The organism is Caulobacter sp. FG7 (assembly GCF_057808875.1).
Genome location: NZ_JBMDIW010000021.1, coordinates 1 through 15,127, shown reverse-complemented (window position 1 = coordinate 15,127; position 15,127 = coordinate 1). Strand labels below are relative to the sequence as shown.

Genomic DNA, 15,127 nt, shown 5'->3' with positions numbered 1-15,127 from the left:
GGAGCATCTTGATCCCCTACCCTGCCGCGCGGGCCTTGAAGCCCGCCAGGCGGTCCAGCTTGTCGAGCAGGTAGTCGCTTTCCTCGCGCGACACCGCCTGGGAGGAGGTCAGGAAGCGTTGCAGCATGTGTTCCTGGAACCGTTCGCGCTCGCCGGGGCGGCCGTCGAACTCCATGCCGTGATAGGCGTCCACACCGGCGCGGAAAGCCGGATAGAGCCGTGACGGCAAGCCCGCCCGCTCGTAGACGGCCTTGAGGCCCAGGGCGCCGGCGTCATGCACCATCAGCCAGGTGCGGTGATGCGGCACGCCGGCCAGTTCGGCCAGGCCCCATTCGACGAAGGTCATGTGGCCATGGGCCAGGGCCCGCAGCAGCAGCGACGGCGTCAGACGCTGGGCGCGGTGCAGGTGGGCGACGAAGGCCTTGGGATCGGCGGTGCGGCCGGCCTGGTCCACCAGGTCGATGGTCGCCCGCTCCTTGGCGCCGACGATGATCTCCAGCGCCCGTTCGGCCGACAGGGCGTGATTGTCGAGGATGTGCTCGCGCAGCTGGTCGCCGACCATGTCGATCAGGCGCTCGGTCACCGACAGCGGCAGCACCGCACGGTAGGCGACCGCCTGCAGCACGCTCTCGGACTTGGCGAAGCGGTCCAGCGCCTTTTGCAGGGCCAGGTCGGAGAAGCGGGCGTTGTCGTTGGCGCAGACCGCGGCGACCACGTCTTCCGGGGCCTGGTCGACCAGCAGGCCGGTGACCTTGCTCGACAGCTTGGGCCGGCGGGCGACGGCCATCTGGCGGACCGGACCGCCCAGACGGATGATCTCGGCCAGGTCGTGATCGGTGAACACCGGCGAGAAGCTGATCACCGGCAGCGACACGCTCTCGACGTCGCGCGCCAGGCGGTTGGCCACGTCCGGCGGCAGCAGCGGCGAGGTCTTCAGCGTGACGGCCAGCGCCCGGCGCACCAGTTCGGCGGCGTCGGCGGCCATGACCCGCAGGATTTCCTGAGCCTGCAGGCGCTCTTCCTCGGAAAGTTCAGCGCGGTCGATCTTGCGGCACAACCGATGGGCGGCAAGGGCGCGCTCGTCGGGCGTCGCGCCCTTCACGAGCATGCGGATGTCGTCGTTGGTCAGCGCGGCGCGGGTCGTGGCCATGGGCCTGGCCTTCTGCGAATGGACGGTCGAATCAAAGGATGGGCGGTTAGGCTTAACGATTGTTTGCCCTTAAAGCCCTGCGCATTAACGATACCGCGTAACCCCCCGCAAACCGTGCTCGCCTAGCGTCCTCGCCTGAACGCCCGAGGATCCGATTCTTGTTCGCTGAGCGCCGAACCCATGATGTGAAAAGGCCCGGGGCCGACACCGCGCTCGCCCTCGGCGTGCAGGTGGCGCTGCTGCCCTACGCCTTGGCCATCTTCGCCGTAAGCCTGCCCTTCTTCGTCTGGGCGGGCTCGTTCGCCCGCAACGCGATGTGGATGTCGCTGAGCTTCGCGATCTTCGCCATCAACTGGGGCGTGTTCTACGGGATCACCAACTGGCTGAAGACGCCGCAGGCCGAGGACCTGACCAAGCGCCTGCGGCTTCAGGTCGCGGGCGGCCTGCTGTGGGCGCTGGGCGTGATCCAGATGTCGGCCTTCGCCGATGGCGCCGGCCCCATCCGCGAGACCCTGCTGCTACTGACCGCGGCCGCCGGCATGGTCTGCATCTTCTTCGCCTCGCCCGTTCTGCAGTGCCTCGTCGTCGTTGCGCCGGTGGCGGCGGTGGGCCCGCTGTGGGCGCTGTTCAGCCGTCCCGAGAGCCGCCAGACCGGCCTGATGGCCGTCGGGGGGCTGGCCTTGGCCCTGGCCATGGCGATGATCTTCAACCGCATGCTGCGCCGCCAGCACGCCCTGGCCGTGGCCCACGAGGCCCTGGTCGAGGAACGGATGCGCGTGCTGGAAAGCGCCGAGCGCACCGCCCGCTCCAAGTCCGACATCGTCGCCACCCTCAGCCACGAGATCCGCAACGGCCTGACCGGCGTCACCCACGTGCTGGCCGCCGCGGCCGGCAAGGGCGGCCGCGCGGCGCCGTCGCGCGAGCAGCTGAACGCCGCCCTCGACGCGGCCCAGGACCTGATCGCGGTGCTCAACGCCACGCTCGACGCCGAAACCGCCGAGTCCGGCCGCCTGGCGGTCGAGAGCCAGGCCTTCGAACCTGTGCGCCTGGTCCGCGACCTCGTCCTGCTGGAACGCCCGCACGCCCTGGCCAAGGGCCTGGAGCTGGCCGTCCACGTCGACGCATCGCTGGAGAACCGGGTGCTGGGCGCAGCCATGGCCGACCCGATGCGCACCCGCCAGATCATCGCCAACCTCGTGGGCAACGCGGTGAAATACACCGTCCGCGGCCGGGTCGAGGTGCGGATCGAGCCGCGCGGCGACGACCGCATCGCCATCGAGGTCGCCGACACCGGTCCTGGCCTGTCGGCCGAGGAACTGGAACAGGCCTTCGAGCCCTTCCGCCGCGTGGAGCGCACCGGCGCGGGCGTCAACGGCGCGGGCCTTGGCCTGTCGCTGTCGCGCCAGCTGGCCAAGCTGATGGGCGGTGCGCTGGAAACCAGCAGCGCGCTGGGCGTGGGCAGCTGCTTCACCGTGCTGCTGCCCTATGACGCCGCCTGCCCATGCCCGCAGGAACCCGTCGAGGAGGCCCTGGCCGCCGTCGACACCGCGCCCGACGTCCAGCGCAGCCTGCGCGTGCTGATCGCCGAGGACGACGCCCTGAACGCGGCCATGCTGCGCGCCATCCTCGAGCAACTCGGCCACCAGGTGGTCCATGCCCAGAACGGCCGCCGCGCCGTCGACCTGGCCAAGGTCTGCGAGTTCGACCTCGTCATGCTCGACGGCCGCATGCCGGTGCTGGACGGCCCGCAGACCGCCGCCGAGCTGCGCGCCATGCCCGGCGCCAACGGCCAGCTGCCGATCATCGCCGTCATCGGCGGCGACGCCGACGAGGCCCGCGAGTGCACCGAGGCCGGCGCCGACACCGTGCTGCGCAAGCCGGTCAGCGTGGCGGGCGTCGCCCGCGCCGTGGCCGACGCCGCCGCCCTGACCCGCGCGCCGCGCGCAGAGGCCTCGCGCGGCGTCGCCTGACAAGGCTTCCCAACGCTCGTTTGACCGCCCATCTTCCTCCCAACGAAAAGAACGGAGGAAGCGGATGCTGCGGGACCTCAAGGTCGTCGAACTGGCCACCTACATCGCCGCCCCGGGCGCGGCCGGCATTCTGGCCGACTGGGGCGCCGACGTGGTCAAGGTCGAGTCGCCCGAGGGCGACCCGATGCGCCGCTTCTTCGAGACCATCGGCTCGGACCACGCCGCCAACCCGGTCTTCGAGCTCGACAACCGCGGCAAGCGCGGGGTCGTCCTCGACATCCGCACCCCGGCCGGCGTCGACGCCCTCAAGCGCCTCGTCGCCGGCGCCGACATCTTCCTGACCAACGTCCGCCCCGCCGCCCTGCGCCGCGCCGGCCTCGACCACGAGACCCTGCGTGAGGCCTTCCCTCGCCTGATCTACTGCAGCCTCACGGGCTACGGCCTCACCGGTCCCGACGCCGACAAGCCGGGCATGGACGTCGCCGCCTTCTGGTCGCGCGCCGGGGTCGGGGCCCTGACCGCGCCCAAGGGCGCCGAGCCCTTCCCGATCCGCACCGGCATGGGCGACCACGTCACCTCCCTTGCCACCGTCTCGGCGATCCTCGCGGCCGTCCACGAGCGGCATCGCACCGGCGTCGGGCGGCTGGTCGAGACCTCGCTGCTGCGCACCGGCGCCTACGCCATCGGCTCGGATCTCGCCATCCAGCTGCACTTCGGCAAGCTGGCCTCGACCCGTCCGCGCCGCGAGGCCGTGCAGCCGCTCGCCAACTTCTTCCAGACGAAGGACGGCCGCTGGATCTGCCTCCTGGCCCGCCAGGGCGCGACCGACTGGCCACGCATCGCCGCCGCCGTCGGCCGGCCCGAACTGGTCGACGATCCGCGCTTCTCCGGCGCCCGGGCCCGGCGCGAGAACACCGCCGCCCTGGTCGACATCCTCGACGCCGCCTTCGGCGCCATGGACTACCAAACCGCCGCCGCCGCGCTCGACGCGGGCGACATCACCTGGGCGCCCTGGCAGACGCCGCGCGACCTTGTCGAGGATCCGCAGGCCCAGGCCGCCGGCTGCTTCGTCGAGACGCTGGACGGTCGCCGCTCGCCGGCCGCGCCGGCCCGCTTCTCCGGCATCGACGAGCGGCCGCGCTCGCCTGCGCCGGCGCTAGGTGCGGACACGGCCGCCGTGCTGGCCGAACTCGGCTATTCGCAGGAGGAGATCGAGGCCCTGACGGCCTAGCGCGCCTTGCCGCCGGCCGAGCCGGCGTTGGCGTCCGACAGCATGCGCAGCATCTCGGCCGAGAACAGGCTGTTGGCCACGCGGCTGACGCCGCCGCCATCGTCCGAACGCGTACCGCTGAAGGCGCCGCCATAGCCCTGCGAACCACGCAGAACGAGGTCGACGACGGCCTTCTGCTGGTCAATGCGGTCGAGGCGCCGGCCCGAGGCGTACTGCAGGAAGCCTTCGTCCGACTGCGGCTCGCGCTCGCGGACGGTGGGAACCCCGCCATTGCCGCCGGCGCTCTTGGTCAGGTTCGCATAGACCTCGCCCACCGTGGCGGCGCGGCCCTCGCGATAGAAGATCGAGCGGTTGGCGGCGGCGGCTTCGGGGAACATCGACGCGGCGCTGGCGCCCGGATTGCGGTTGGCCGCCTCGATCAGGCGGGCCGAGCCCTGCGGGCCCAGGAAGTGGGCGGCGTAGAGCTCGCCCGAGGTCGGGCTGCGACCGACCCGACCACGAAGATAGGAGGCATGGTCCGAAGCCAGCTCGCCGGCCATCAGCGAGGCGGCGTGCGGGTCGAGCTTGAGGCCGAGCACGGCCTTGCGGGCCTCGTCGCCGGCGACGCGGTACTTGCCGTCCGAGCCCTGCTGGATCAGGTCGGCGTAGCGGGCGTAGCCGTACTTGGCGCCATGTTTCTTCAGCGTGGACAACCAGGTCTGGTCGACGAACTGGAACAGGCCCGAGGCCGAGGAGGTCCGCGCCTTGGCGGCCGGATTGTAGCCGCTCTCGCGCTTGGCGGTCCCCATCAGGAACGTGAAGTCGACACCAGTCGCGTTCGACGCGCGCTGGATCGCCGACTCGACGACGTTGCGGATGGATTGGACGGCCATGGTCTGAATGTCTGAACCAGCGTGGTTAATGCAGCCTTAACCACGTTTCCATGTTCGCCGGACCGGGCCGCGACAAGTCGCCCCGCCTCCTCTTGGCGCCCGCGACAAACTGCCACGCTGAAGCTTTCCCCTTTTGTGCGAGAAACATTGTTTCGATAACGCAACAATGTTACCGCGCGCCAACTTTCGGGGGAAACGATGGCCAGACTCTCGGCCTTGATCTGCGTACACAACGAGGAAGCCCGGCTGGCCGAATGCCTGGCCCGCCTGTCCTTCGCCGACGAACTGGTGGTCGTGCTCGACCGCTGCACCGACGGATCGGCGGCGATCGCCAAGCAGTATGGCGCAGTGCTGGTCGAGGGCGCGTTTCCGCTGGAAGGCCCCCGTCGCGCGGCCGGCGCGGCCGCCGCCACCGGCGACTGGATCCTCGAGATCGACGCCGACGAATATGTCAGCCCCGAGCTCGCCGCCGAGGTGCGCGCCGCCGTGGCGTTCGGCCAGGGCGACTGGCGGCAGATCCCCGTCGACAACTATATCGGCGCCCGCCTCGTGAAGTACGGCTGGGGCGGTTCGTTCGGCACCACCTCGGTGGCTCGTCTCTTCCGCCGCGGCGTCAAGAGCTGGGGAACCCAGCGTGTCCATCCGTCGGTGAAGTTCGTCGGCGAGGCCGGCCCGTCGCTGCGCACGCCGATCCGCCACGAGGTCGACGACAACATCTCCGACATGCTGCGCCGCCTCGACCGCTACACCGAACTGCGCGCCAGGGACCTGGCCGAGACCGGCGAATGGCCGGGCCTTGGCCGCAACGCCTTCCGCGGCGTGCGGCGCTTCTACAAGTGCTACGTCTCGCGGCAGGGCTGGCGTGAAGGCGGCTGGGGCTTCCTGATCGCGTTGATGGCCGCGATCTATCCGCTGCTGTCGGTGCTGCGCATGCAGCTGGAAGTGCGCGGCACGGCCTCGATGGTCCAGGATCCGACGGCGGTCTGCGCCGAGGCCGTGGCCTCGACCTCGCCGCTGGCCTGATGGTCCAGGCGCTTCTGCTGTCCTGGGAGCTGGCGCGCTGGCGCGCCGCCGGCCGTCGCGCCCGCCTGTGGTGGCGCGATGACGACGCCCGCACGCCCGGCCCGGCGCTGGAGCGGCTGCTGGCCCACGCCCTGGCCTTCGACGCGCCCCTGACCCTGGCGGTCATTCCCGACGGCGACCGCGCCGAGCTCGCCCAGCGCCTCGCCGCCGTGCGCGGCGTGCGGGTCGTGCAGCACGGCGCCGACCACGTGGACCGCAGCACCGGCGGCGGCGCCTTCGAGTTTTCGCCCGAGCGCACCGCCGACGAGATCGCCGCCGCCCTGCGCGACGGCTGGACCCGGCTCGCCCCCCTGCCCGGCGCGCTGAAGCTGTTCACGCCGCCCTGGAACGCGATCCATCCCCGCCTGACCGAGGCCCTGGCCAGCGAAGGCTACGTCGGCTGGAGCGCCTGGTCGCAAGTCGCGCCCGAAGCCGCGCCGCCACGCGTCGACACCCATCTGGACCTGCTGCGCTGGAACCCGGCTCCGCGCTTTCGGGGCGCGGGCCGCCTGGCCTCGCAATTGCGTCGCCAACTGGCGCGACGCCGCAAGGCCGGCGCCTGGGACGCGCCGATCGGCCTGCTGACCCACCACCTCGACCACGACGAGGCGGCCTGGAAGTGGCTCGCCGGACTGATGCGCATGGTCCGCCGCCATCCCGTCCTGACCTGGAGCGACCTGGGCGACCTGCTGCCAGAGACCGGCCGGGCAAGATAGATTTTACGCGCGTCATTTTATCTGTTTACGGGCGTGATTTTCCGTGACAGCGTGAAGACGTCGACACCGATCGACGCCGCTTCACGGAGGTCGCCATGATCGCCCACCCCGCCGACTTCAACCCGCGCATCGCCGGCCTGGACCGCGACGAAAAGCGCAAGCTCTCCAAGGGCCTGGTCATCGCCCTGGCGATTTCCGGCGCGGCGCACGTGGCCTTGTTCGCCTACATCGCGGTGCAGAAGTACGTGGCGCCGCCGCCGGTGATCCAGGATGACGAAGGCTTCAAGCTGCTGCCGTTCATTCCCGATCCGCCGCCTCCCCCTCCCCCGGAAAAGCCCCTGCCGACGCCGCCCAGGGCCTCGAATCCGATCCCGGTGCATCCGCCGCTGTCGACGCCGTTCCCGACGCCCGAACCGCTGCCCGTGCCCATCCCCAAGGATCCAGGCCCTCCGACCATCGCCGCGCCGCCCAACTTCACGGCCGATCCCCCGGCGCCGCCCGCGCCGCCATCGACCGCCCCCGCGCCCCGGATCATCACCCGGGCCAGCTGGCTGAAGATGCCAAGCGCCGACGACATGTCGCGCTACTACCCCGAAAGCGCCCAGCGGCGCGGGGTCTCGGGCGGGGCGACGCTGAACTGCGCGGTCACCGCCAAGGGCACGGTGGAGAACTGCATGGTGATCGCCGAAAGCCCGGCCAGCGAGGGCTTTGGCAATGCGGCTCTGAAATTGTCGCGGTTCTTCAAGATGAAGCCGCAACTCGAGAACGGCCAGGCGGTCGACGGCGCGCAGGTGAGGATCCCCATCCGCTTCAACGCCGCTGACTGAGGGGGCGTCGGACGGGCGACCGCGTATCTGGTCGTCCGTCCGGGTTTCTTCAGTAGCTCTTGGGCAGGCCCAGCACGCGCTCGGCGATGAAGTTGAGGATCATCTCGCGGCTGACCGGCGCGATGCGGGCGATCATCGCCTCGCGGAAATAGCGCTCGACGTCGTACTCCTTGGCGTAGCCCATGCCGCCGTGGGCCAGCACCGAGGCCTCGCAGGCCGAAAAGCCCGCCTCGGCGCCCAGGTACTTGGCGGCGTTGGCCTCGGCCCCGCAATCCTTGCCGGCGTCGTAGAGGGCCGCGGCCTTGAAGGCCATCAGGTTGGCCGCTTCCAGCTCCGCCCACGACTTGGCCAGTGGATGGGCCACCCCCTGGTTCTGGCCAATCGGACGGCCGAACACCACGCGCTCCTTGGCGTAGGTCGAGGCCTTGGCCAGCGCCGCCCGTCCCAGGCCGATGGCCTCGACGGCGAACAGCACCCTTTCGGGGTTGAGGCCGTGCAGCAGGTACTGGAAGCCCTTGCCCTCCTCGCCCACCAGGTCCTCCTGGGGCACGAACAGATCCTCGATGAAGAGCATGTTACACTCGACGGCCTTGCGACCCATCTTCGGGATCGGCTTGGCCTCGATCTTCTCGCGGTCGGTGTAGAACAGGCTCAGGCCCCCGGTGGGCTTGGCGCACTGGTCCTTGGGCGTCGTGCGGGCGATGATCAGGATCTTGTTGGCGCGCTGGGCGCCGGTCGTCCAGATCTTGCGGCCATTCAGGCGATAGCCGCCGTCGACCTTCTCGGCCTTGGTCTCCAGGCTCGAGGTGTCGAGCCCCGAATTGGGCTCGGTGACGGCGAAGCACATCTTGTCCTCGCCCGAGATGATCCGCGGCAGCAGGCGCTCGCGCTGCTCGTCGGTCCCGAACTTCACCAGCGGCATCGGGCCGAAGATGTTGAGGTGGATGGCGCTGGCGCCGGAGAAGCCCGCGCCCGACTGGGCCACGGTCTGCATCATCACGGCCGCCTCGGTCAGGCCAAGACCGGCTCCGCCGACGCTTTCGGGCATGGCCACGCCCAGCCAGCCGCCTTCGGCGATCGCGGCGACGAACTCCTCGGGGAAGTTTCCGGTCTCGTCGGTCCGCCGCCAGTATTCGTCGTCGAAGGCGGCGCACACCTTGGCCACGCCTTCGCGGATCGCTTCCTGCTCGTCGGTCAGCCAGAAACCGGCCATGTCGTCCCTTCCCTGCGCTTTGTCGTTCTTTATCTAGCCCTCGAAACGCTGCGGATCGAAGGCGGCCGCGTCCTCTCCGGGATCGGCGTCCGTCAGATACGCCGCGACCATGTCGGCCACAAGCGGAGCGAGCAGCCAGCCGTTGCGACGAGCCCCGGCCGCCAGGATCACCCCGGCCGCCCGGCTCTTGCCCACCAGCGGCAAGCCGTCGGACGTGGAGGCGCGCACGCCGACCTCGATCACGGCCCCCGCGCCCGCCAGTTCCGGCCGAAGCGCCTCGGCGGCGATGCGCAGCGGCTCGACCACGGCTGGATCGGGCTCACGATCGTCGCGCCCCGCCTCCATGGTCGCGCCCACCGCGGGCCTTTGGCCCGGTGCGATGTAGACGCCCTTGCCGCGCAGGACAGGACCGCCGGCCATGGCGGTGTCGAGCCGCAGGATCTGGCCCTTGATCGGCGTCAGCGCCGCAAGCTCCGGGGCCAGCCCCCGGCCGCCGCCGCCCGTAGCGACCACCAGCATGTCGAAGACCGAAGCCTCGCCGTCGTCCAACGTCGCGCGACCGCCCTCGAAGGCGGCCACGCCCCGCGCATCGAAGGTCGCGCCGGCCGCGATCGCGGCCTCGCGCAGGGTCGCCAGCGCCAGGCGCGCATCGAGGCGCCAGTCTTCGTCGCTGAACAAGCCGCTCGGCCGGTGCTCGAACCGCGCGCCGGCCTCGACCAAAGCCGCCTCGACCTCGGCCAGGAAGCCTGCATCGCCCTCGATGGCCAGACCTTCGCGATCCACCGCGATCCCCAGGTCCTGGGCGAAGGCTGTCCAGCGTTCGCGCGCTCGCCGCAACACCGGCAGGTGACCACGCGAGACCTTGTCGAACACCGCCTCGGCCACCGGCGCCAACATGCCGGCGGCCACGCCCGAGGCGTTTTCACCGGGCGGCGCGGGGTCGAACACCGTCACCGCGAACCCGAGTCGCGAGAGAATCAGCGCCGTCGCCGAGCCGAAAGCGCCGGCTCCGGCGATCGCGACGCGCGCGCCTGACTGCAAAATCATGGGCGGCAGACACCGCCCAGCGGCCGAAAGGTCAAGTCCGAATGCCTTTCTGTCGGCGGACCGACGCAAGGGTGCGGCATTTGTGTCGTGTTAGCGACATGCGACGTCGAGGCGAGGTGACGGAATACGATCAGCGGTCTATTCTCGACCATAAACAACCGCGCCACGTGCACCGCTACGGTCCGACCGGAGCCGAGGACGAGATCATCATGACCCAGAAGCCCACCGCCGAAGTCGCTCACCCCGTCGACATCTATGTCGGCGCCCGCATGCGGATTCGGCGCAAGGTTCTCGGCTTGAGCCAGACGCAGCTCGCCGACGCCCTGGGCATCACCTTCCAGCAGATCCAGAAGTACGAGCGCGGCGCCAACCGCATCAGCGCCAGCAAGCTCTACGACGCCGCCCGCCTGCTGCAGTCGCCGGTGTCCTACTTCTTCGACGGCCTGGAAGAGACCGACAATGGCGAGGACGACGGCGTCGCCCAGCGCATGACCCAGTTCGTGGCCACCCCCGAGGGCCTGGAACTGGCCGACCTCTTCCCCCGTCTCAACGACCGTCGCCTGCGCCGCCGCGTGGTCGACCTGGTCAAGGCGATGGTCGACGACGAGCCGGCCTGAGGCCCTCTCCCTCTTTCGATCTTCCGATCGCGCGCCTCATCCCCTGCGGAGAGGCGCGTTTTCGTTTGCATGCGAGGCTTCTGCTTCAATAGGCCGCAGCGCGCGGATACCGGCGTTCAGTAGATGTGAAGGCGTATCGGGTCAGGTTATCGACCTGAGATAGCGGCGTCCCGAACATGCTCGAAACCGATCGCCTGGCGGCCCTGGCCTCCTACCGCATCCTCGACACGGCTCCCGAACCGGCCTTCGACCGGCTGACCGGCTTTGCCGCCGAGCTGTTCGACGCGCCCATCGCCCTCATCTCGCTGGTCGACGAGCACCGGCAGTGGTTCAAGTCGCGCTACGGCCTGGACGCGGAGTCCACGCCGCGTGAGATGGCCTTCTGCGCCCACGCCCTGCGCCAGGAGCCGCATTCGGTGATGGTGGTCGAGGACGCCACCGCCGACCCGCGTTTCGCCGCCAACCCGCTGGTCACCGGCGCACCGGACATCCGTTTCTACGCCGGCGCCGTGCTCAGCGATCGCGACGGCCACAACCTGGGCACGCTCTGCGTCATCGACAGCGCCCCCCGTCCCCGTCCTTCCGAAGAAGACCTCGATCGCCTACGGATGCTGGCCGACGCCGTGGTCGCGCGGATGGAGAAGGGCCGGGCCGAGCGTCACATGGTCGAACAGCGCCGCATGCTGGCCATGACCGAGGCGATCTCGGGCGTCGGCCATTGGCGCTGCGATCTCGTCAACCAGACGATCACCTGGTCGGACGAAGTCTATCGGATCTACGGCCGCGATCCGGCGACCTTCACGCCGACCTTCGAAAACTGGCTGCAGATGTACCACCCCGACGACCGGGCCGCCGCCGAGGCCCGGGCCCGCCAGGTGGTGGTCGAGCGCGCGGTGCTCGAGCACGAACTGCGGCTGCTGCGCGCCGACGGCTCGGTCCGCCAGGGCCACTCGCGCGCCACCTGCGAACTGGACGAGGACGGCCGGGTGATCGCCGTCTTCGGCGTGCTGCGCGACATCACCGACGAGCGCGCCCTGCGCCGCAAGCTGGAAGCCAGCGAGGCCCGCGCCCGGCGGGTGATCGCCGACGCCTACCAGGCCATCGTCACCATGGACCAGGCCGGCGTGGTCACCGACTGGAACCGCTTCGCCGAACGCACCTTCGGCTGGACGGCCGCCGAAGCCGAAGGGCGGCGGCTTTCCGACCTGATCATCCCCGCCGGCCTGCGCCAGGCCCACGACGAGGGGCTGACCCAGTTCCTCGCCACCGGACGCGGCGCCGTGCTCGACCAGCGGATCGAGATTTCGGCCCAACGGCGTGACGGCGAGGTCTTTCCGGTCGAACTGGCGATCAGCGCCGCCCGCAGCGCCGACGGCTGGCAGTTCACCGCCCTGATGCACGACATCAGCGCCCGCAAGGCGCAGATGGAAGAGTTCGAGACCGCCTTCCACCACGCCTCGGTGGGCATGGCCCTGGTTACGCTCGACGGCGCCTTCAACAAGATCAACGCCGCCTTCTGCGACATCGTCGGCTACGACGAGGCGGCGATGCTGGCGACCGACTTCCAGACGATCACCTACCCCGCCGACCTCGACAAGGACCTGACCCTGCTGGGCCAGCTGATCGCCGGCGAGATCCCCAGCTACGGCATGGACAAGCGCTACATCCACAAGGAAGGCCGCATCGTCTGGGTGCACCTGTCTGTGTCGCTGGTCCGTGCGCCCGACGGCTCGCCCAAGCACTTCATCGCCCAGGTCCAGGACCAGACGGCCCGCGTCGAGGCCCAGGAGGCCCTGGAACACCAGACCCTGCAGCTGGCGGCCATGGCCACCCAGCTGGCCTCGGCCCGCGACGCCGCCGAGGAAGCCAACCACGCCAAGGCCGAGTTCCTGGCCAATATGAGCCACGAGCTGCGCACCCCGCTGAACGGGGTGATCGGCTTCTCGCGCCTGCTGGCCGAAAGCCCGAACCTGGCCGCCGAGGACCGGCGCCGCGCCGAGCGGGTGCGCGGGGCCGGCGAGGCCCTCAACGCCCTGATCAACGACATCCTCGACTTCTCCAAGCTCGAGGCCCGCGCCGTCACCCTCGAAAGCGCCCCCTTCGCTCTGAAGGAGATGCTGGTCGAGACCACGGCCATGGTCGAGCCCCAGGCCGACGAGCACCAGGTCGACCTGCGCATGGTCGGCGACCTCGACGGCTGGTACGTCGGCGACCGTCACCGCCTGCGCCAGATCCTGCTCAACCTGCTGTCCAACGCCGTGAAGTTCACCCGCCACGGCTCGGTGACCACCCAGGTCGAGGTCCTCAGGCAAGCCGACGGCCGCGCGACCTTGCGGATCAGCGTCGTCGACCAGGGCGTCGGCATCGCGCCCGACAAACTGGACCGGCTGTTCAAGCGCTTCTCCCAGACCGACAGCTCGATCACCCGCACCTTCGGCGGCACCGGGCTGGGCCTGGCGATCTCGCGCGAACTGGTCGAGCTGATGGAGGGCCGCATCTGGGTGGAAAGCGAGCTGGGCGAAGGCTCGACCTTCGCCTTCGAGATCGAACTGCCCCTGGCCCGGACCCCAACCACCGTCGCGCCGGTCGAGGCGTCCGGCCGGACCGCCTTCCCCGGCCGCCGGATCCTGCTGGTCGACGACGTCGAACTGAACCGCGAACTGTTCAGCGAGCTGCTGGGCCGCCGCGGCTGCATCGTCGAGACCGCCGACGACGGCGCCCAGGCGGTGAAGGCCCTGGAGCAAGCCGTCTTCGATCTCGTGCTGATGGACGTGCACATGCCGGTGATCGACGGCCTGACCGCCACCCGCGAGATCCGCCGGCGCGGCCTGACCGCCTCCCCGATCGTGGCCCTGACCGCCAGCGGCGCGCCCCAGCAGATCGCCGCCTGCCTCGAAGCGGGCATGGTCGGCCACCTGCTCAAGCCGCTGAGCGAGCGCGACCTCGACCAGGCCCTGGCCCTGCACCTGGCCAACGCCGCCGCCATGGCCGCCCCGGCGGTCGAGATCGACGACGAAGCCGCCGCCCGCGACGCCCTTGCCGCCGCCATGGGCGCGGCGCGTGTCGCCCGACTGGCCGACATGCTGCGCCAGCAACTGCTCGAACGCTTCCAGGACGAAAGCCTCGAGGCCCTGCGCGAGGACGCCCACCGCCTGGCCGGCTCGGCCGGGATCCTCGGCTTCATGCGCCTGTCGCGCGACGCCGCCGAACTGGAGACCGCCTGCATCGAAGGCCGGCCGCTCGCCGTCCCCCTGGAGCGCCTGCGTGAAGGCGTCCGCCGGGCCGTGGCCGATCTCGACGCCTGGATCGAGGACCTGTCGCGCCAGGCCGCCTGATTTCGCCGCAATCGGCCTACAAACGGAAATACAGCGGAGACCCCGTCGCGCTATAGTAGAGGCTGGTCCGATCAGGAGGCCTTCGACATGCATCGTCCCGCTCTTCTCGCCTGCGCCCTTGGCCTCGCCGCCGGCCTCGTCGCCCCGGCGCTCGCCGAAACCCCGGCCCCAGCCGCGAAGGCCAAGCCCGGCACGGCCGACCGCTGCTTCTTCGCCGACCAGATCCGCGGCTACCAGGTCGTCGACGACCGCACGCTCAATGTCGACCTGGGCCGCAAGGAAGCCTTCCAGCTGACCCTGCTGAACACGCCCTTCGACCTGGAGGTCGCCAACCGCATCGGCATCAAGTCGCGCGGCGGCTCGTGGATCTGCTCGCCGCTCGACGCCTCGGTGATCGTGCCCGAGGTCACCGGCTCCTCGCACAGCTACCGCGTTTCGGCGATGCGCAAGCTGACGCCCGAGGAATACGCCGCCGCCTGGCCCAGCGTGAAATCCAAGAAGCCCAAGTCGTAAGGCTCCTTCCGGCCACGCCCGAAAACGCTTGCCCCGCATCGCGAGGCGGCGACATCTAGAGCGTGGCCGCAGCGGCGTCGGGATCGGCGACGACGGCCGGGGAGGCCATCGATGATCCCGCAGACGACCCCCGCCGGCGCCGCGCCGACTCGCCAGGGGCCCTGGTACACCCACCTCTATGTCCAGGTGCTGGTCGCCATCGTGGCCGGGGCGCTGATCGGTCACTTCTGGCCCAGGTTCGGGGCCGACCTGAAGCCGCTGGGCGACGCCTTCATCAAGCTGGTGAAGATGGTCATCGCCCCGGTGATCTTCCTGACCGTCGTCACCGGCATCGCCGGCATGCGCGACCTTGGGCGCTTTGGGCGGGTGGCGCTGAAGGCCTTCGCCTATTTCCTGACCTTCTCGACCCTGGCCCTGATCCTCGGCCTGATCGTCGCCAATGTCGTCCAGCCGGGCGCGGGCATGAACGTCGACCCGGCCAGCCTGCACAGCGACAAGATCGCCGACTATGCGGCGAAGGCCCACGAGACCACCATCGTCGGCTTCCTGCTGCACATCATCCCCGCCACCGTGG

General features: G+C 70.2%; 13 protein-coding genes. 9 read left to right on the top strand and 4 right to left on the bottom strand.

All coding sequences use genetic code 11. The annotated features are described in order from the left end of the window. Nucleotides 1-16 precede the first annotated feature (16 nt). Entirely contained in the window at nucleotides 17-1,150 is a 1,134-nt protein-coding gene (spbR, locus tag ACODR1_RS17085; RefSeq protein ID WP_488881525.1) for a pole-localized protein SpbR, read from the bottom strand. Nucleotides 1,151-1,308: 158 nt separating this feature from the next. Between spbR and ACODR1_RS17080 the strand changes: the two genes are divergently transcribed. Both ACODR1_RS17080 and ACODR1_RS17075 read left to right on the top strand, forming a co-directional pair. Continuing rightward, nucleotides 1,309-3,120: an ATP-binding protein gene (locus ACODR1_RS17080; RefSeq protein ID WP_488881524.1), complete on the top strand. Its 1,812-nt coding sequence runs from the start codon at nucleotides 1,309-1,311 to the stop codon at nucleotides 3,118-3,120. Between the two features lie 64 nt (nucleotides 3,121-3,184). Then, nucleotides 3,185-4,351, top strand: coding sequence for a CaiB/BaiF CoA transferase family protein (locus ACODR1_RS17075; RefSeq protein WP_488881523.1), 1,167 nt, complete (start codon nucleotides 3,185-3,187; stop codon nucleotides 4,349-4,351). On the opposite strand, the gene ACODR1_RS17070 is transcribed toward ACODR1_RS17075, so the two are convergent. Further along, complete coding sequence (locus ACODR1_RS17070; protein ID WP_488881522.1) at nucleotides 4,348-5,223, bottom strand: lytic transglycosylase domain-containing protein; 876 nt, start codon at nucleotides 5,221-5,223, stop codon at nucleotides 4,348-4,350. The genes ACODR1_RS17075 and ACODR1_RS17070 overlap by 4 nt on opposite strands. Nucleotides 5,224-5,421: 198 nt before the next feature. On the opposite strand from ACODR1_RS17070, the gene ACODR1_RS17065 reads away from it, so the two are divergent. From ACODR1_RS17065 to ACODR1_RS17055, 3 genes are all read left to right on the top strand, one after another. Continuing rightward, on the top strand, nucleotides 5,422-6,246 hold the full coding sequence (locus ACODR1_RS17065) for a glycosyltransferase family 2 protein (RefSeq protein WP_488881521.1): 825 nt from the start codon (nucleotides 5,422-5,424) through the stop codon (nucleotides 6,244-6,246). Beyond that, a complete protein-coding gene (locus ACODR1_RS17060; RefSeq protein ID WP_488881520.1) occupies nucleotides 6,246-7,001 on the top strand; it encodes a polysaccharide deacetylase family protein in 756 nt (251 codons plus the stop codon). The genes ACODR1_RS17065 and ACODR1_RS17060 overlap by 1 nt, the downstream gene beginning before the upstream one ends. Nucleotides 7,002-7,096: 95 nt before the next feature. Beyond that, nucleotides 7,097-7,828, top strand: a complete 732-nt coding sequence (locus tag ACODR1_RS17055) for an energy transducer TonB family protein (protein ID WP_488881519.1) — start codon at nucleotides 7,097-7,099, stop codon at nucleotides 7,826-7,828. Nucleotides 7,829-7,877: 49 nt separating this feature from the next. On the opposite strand, the gene ACODR1_RS17050 is transcribed toward ACODR1_RS17055, so the two are convergent. Next, nucleotides 7,878-9,041, bottom strand: coding sequence for an acyl-CoA dehydrogenase family protein (locus ACODR1_RS17050; protein WP_488881518.1), 1,164 nt, complete (start codon nucleotides 9,039-9,041; stop codon nucleotides 7,878-7,880). 33 nt (nucleotides 9,042-9,074) lie between these two features. Further along, the gene (locus ACODR1_RS17045) at nucleotides 9,075-10,088 is read right to left on the bottom strand and encodes an NAD(P)/FAD-dependent oxidoreductase (protein WP_488881517.1); all 1,014 of its coding nucleotides are present in this window, start codon (nucleotides 10,086-10,088) and stop codon (nucleotides 9,075-9,077) included. Between the two features lie 209 nt (nucleotides 10,089-10,297). Between ACODR1_RS17045 and ACODR1_RS17040 the strand changes: the two genes are divergently transcribed. The 4 genes from ACODR1_RS17040 to ACODR1_RS17025 all read left to right on the top strand — a co-directional run. Next, nucleotides 10,298-10,705 (top strand): helix-turn-helix domain-containing protein, encoded by a 408-nt coding sequence (locus ACODR1_RS17040; protein WP_058350643.1) that lies wholly within the window; start codon nucleotides 10,298-10,300, stop codon nucleotides 10,703-10,705. A gap of 176 nt (nucleotides 10,706-10,881) precedes the next feature. Beyond that, a complete protein-coding gene (locus tag ACODR1_RS17035) occupies nucleotides 10,882-14,040 on the top strand; it encodes a PAS domain S-box protein (protein WP_488881516.1) in 3,159 nt (1,052 codons plus the stop codon). Nucleotides 14,041-14,127: 87 nt separating this feature from the next. Next, nucleotides 14,128-14,553 (top strand): DUF6491 family protein, encoded by a 426-nt coding sequence (locus tag ACODR1_RS17030; protein WP_488881515.1) that lies wholly within the window; start codon nucleotides 14,128-14,130, stop codon nucleotides 14,551-14,553. 111 nt (nucleotides 14,554-14,664) lie between these two features. After that, on the top strand, nucleotides 14,665-15,127 hold a 463-nt coding region (locus ACODR1_RS17025; protein ID WP_488881514.1), incomplete at its 3' end, for a cation:dicarboxylate symporter family transporter.

Coding starts and splice junctions, on each gene's coding strand:
- ACODR1_RS17040 (WP_058350643.1), top strand. CDS start 10,298: ATGACCCAGAAGCCCACCGCCGAAGTCGCTCACCCCGTCGACATCTAT.
- ACODR1_RS17030 (WP_488881515.1), top strand. CDS start 14,128: ATGCATCGTCCCGCTCTTCTCGCCTGCGCCCTTGGCCTCGCCGCCGGC.
- ACODR1_RS17065 (WP_488881521.1), top strand. CDS start 5,422: ATGGCCAGACTCTCGGCCTTGATCTGCGTACACAACGAGGAAGCCCGG.
- ACODR1_RS17035 (WP_488881516.1), top strand. CDS start 10,882: ATGCTCGAAACCGATCGCCTGGCGGCCCTGGCCTCCTACCGCATCCTC.
- ACODR1_RS17050 (WP_488881518.1), bottom strand. CDS start 9,041: ATGGCCGGTTTCTGGCTGACCGACGAGCAGGAAGCGATCCGCGAAGGC.
- spbR (WP_488881525.1), bottom strand. CDS start 1,150: ATGGCCACGACCCGCGCCGCGCTGACCAACGACGACATCCGCATGCTC.
- ACODR1_RS17075 (WP_488881523.1), top strand. CDS start 3,185: ATGCTGCGGGACCTCAAGGTCGTCGAACTGGCCACCTACATCGCCGCC.
- ACODR1_RS17055 (WP_488881519.1), top strand. CDS start 7,097: ATGATCGCCCACCCCGCCGACTTCAACCCGCGCATCGCCGGCCTGGAC.
- ACODR1_RS17045 (WP_488881517.1), bottom strand. CDS start 10,088: ATGATTTTGCAGTCAGGCGCGCGCGTCGCGATCGCCGGAGCCGGCGCT.
- ACODR1_RS17060 (WP_488881520.1), top strand. CDS start 6,246: ATGGTCCAGGCGCTTCTGCTGTCCTGGGAGCTGGCGCGCTGGCGCGCC.
- ACODR1_RS17070 (WP_488881522.1), bottom strand. CDS start 5,223: ATGGCCGTCCAATCCATCCGCAACGTCGTCGAGTCGGCGATCCAGCGC.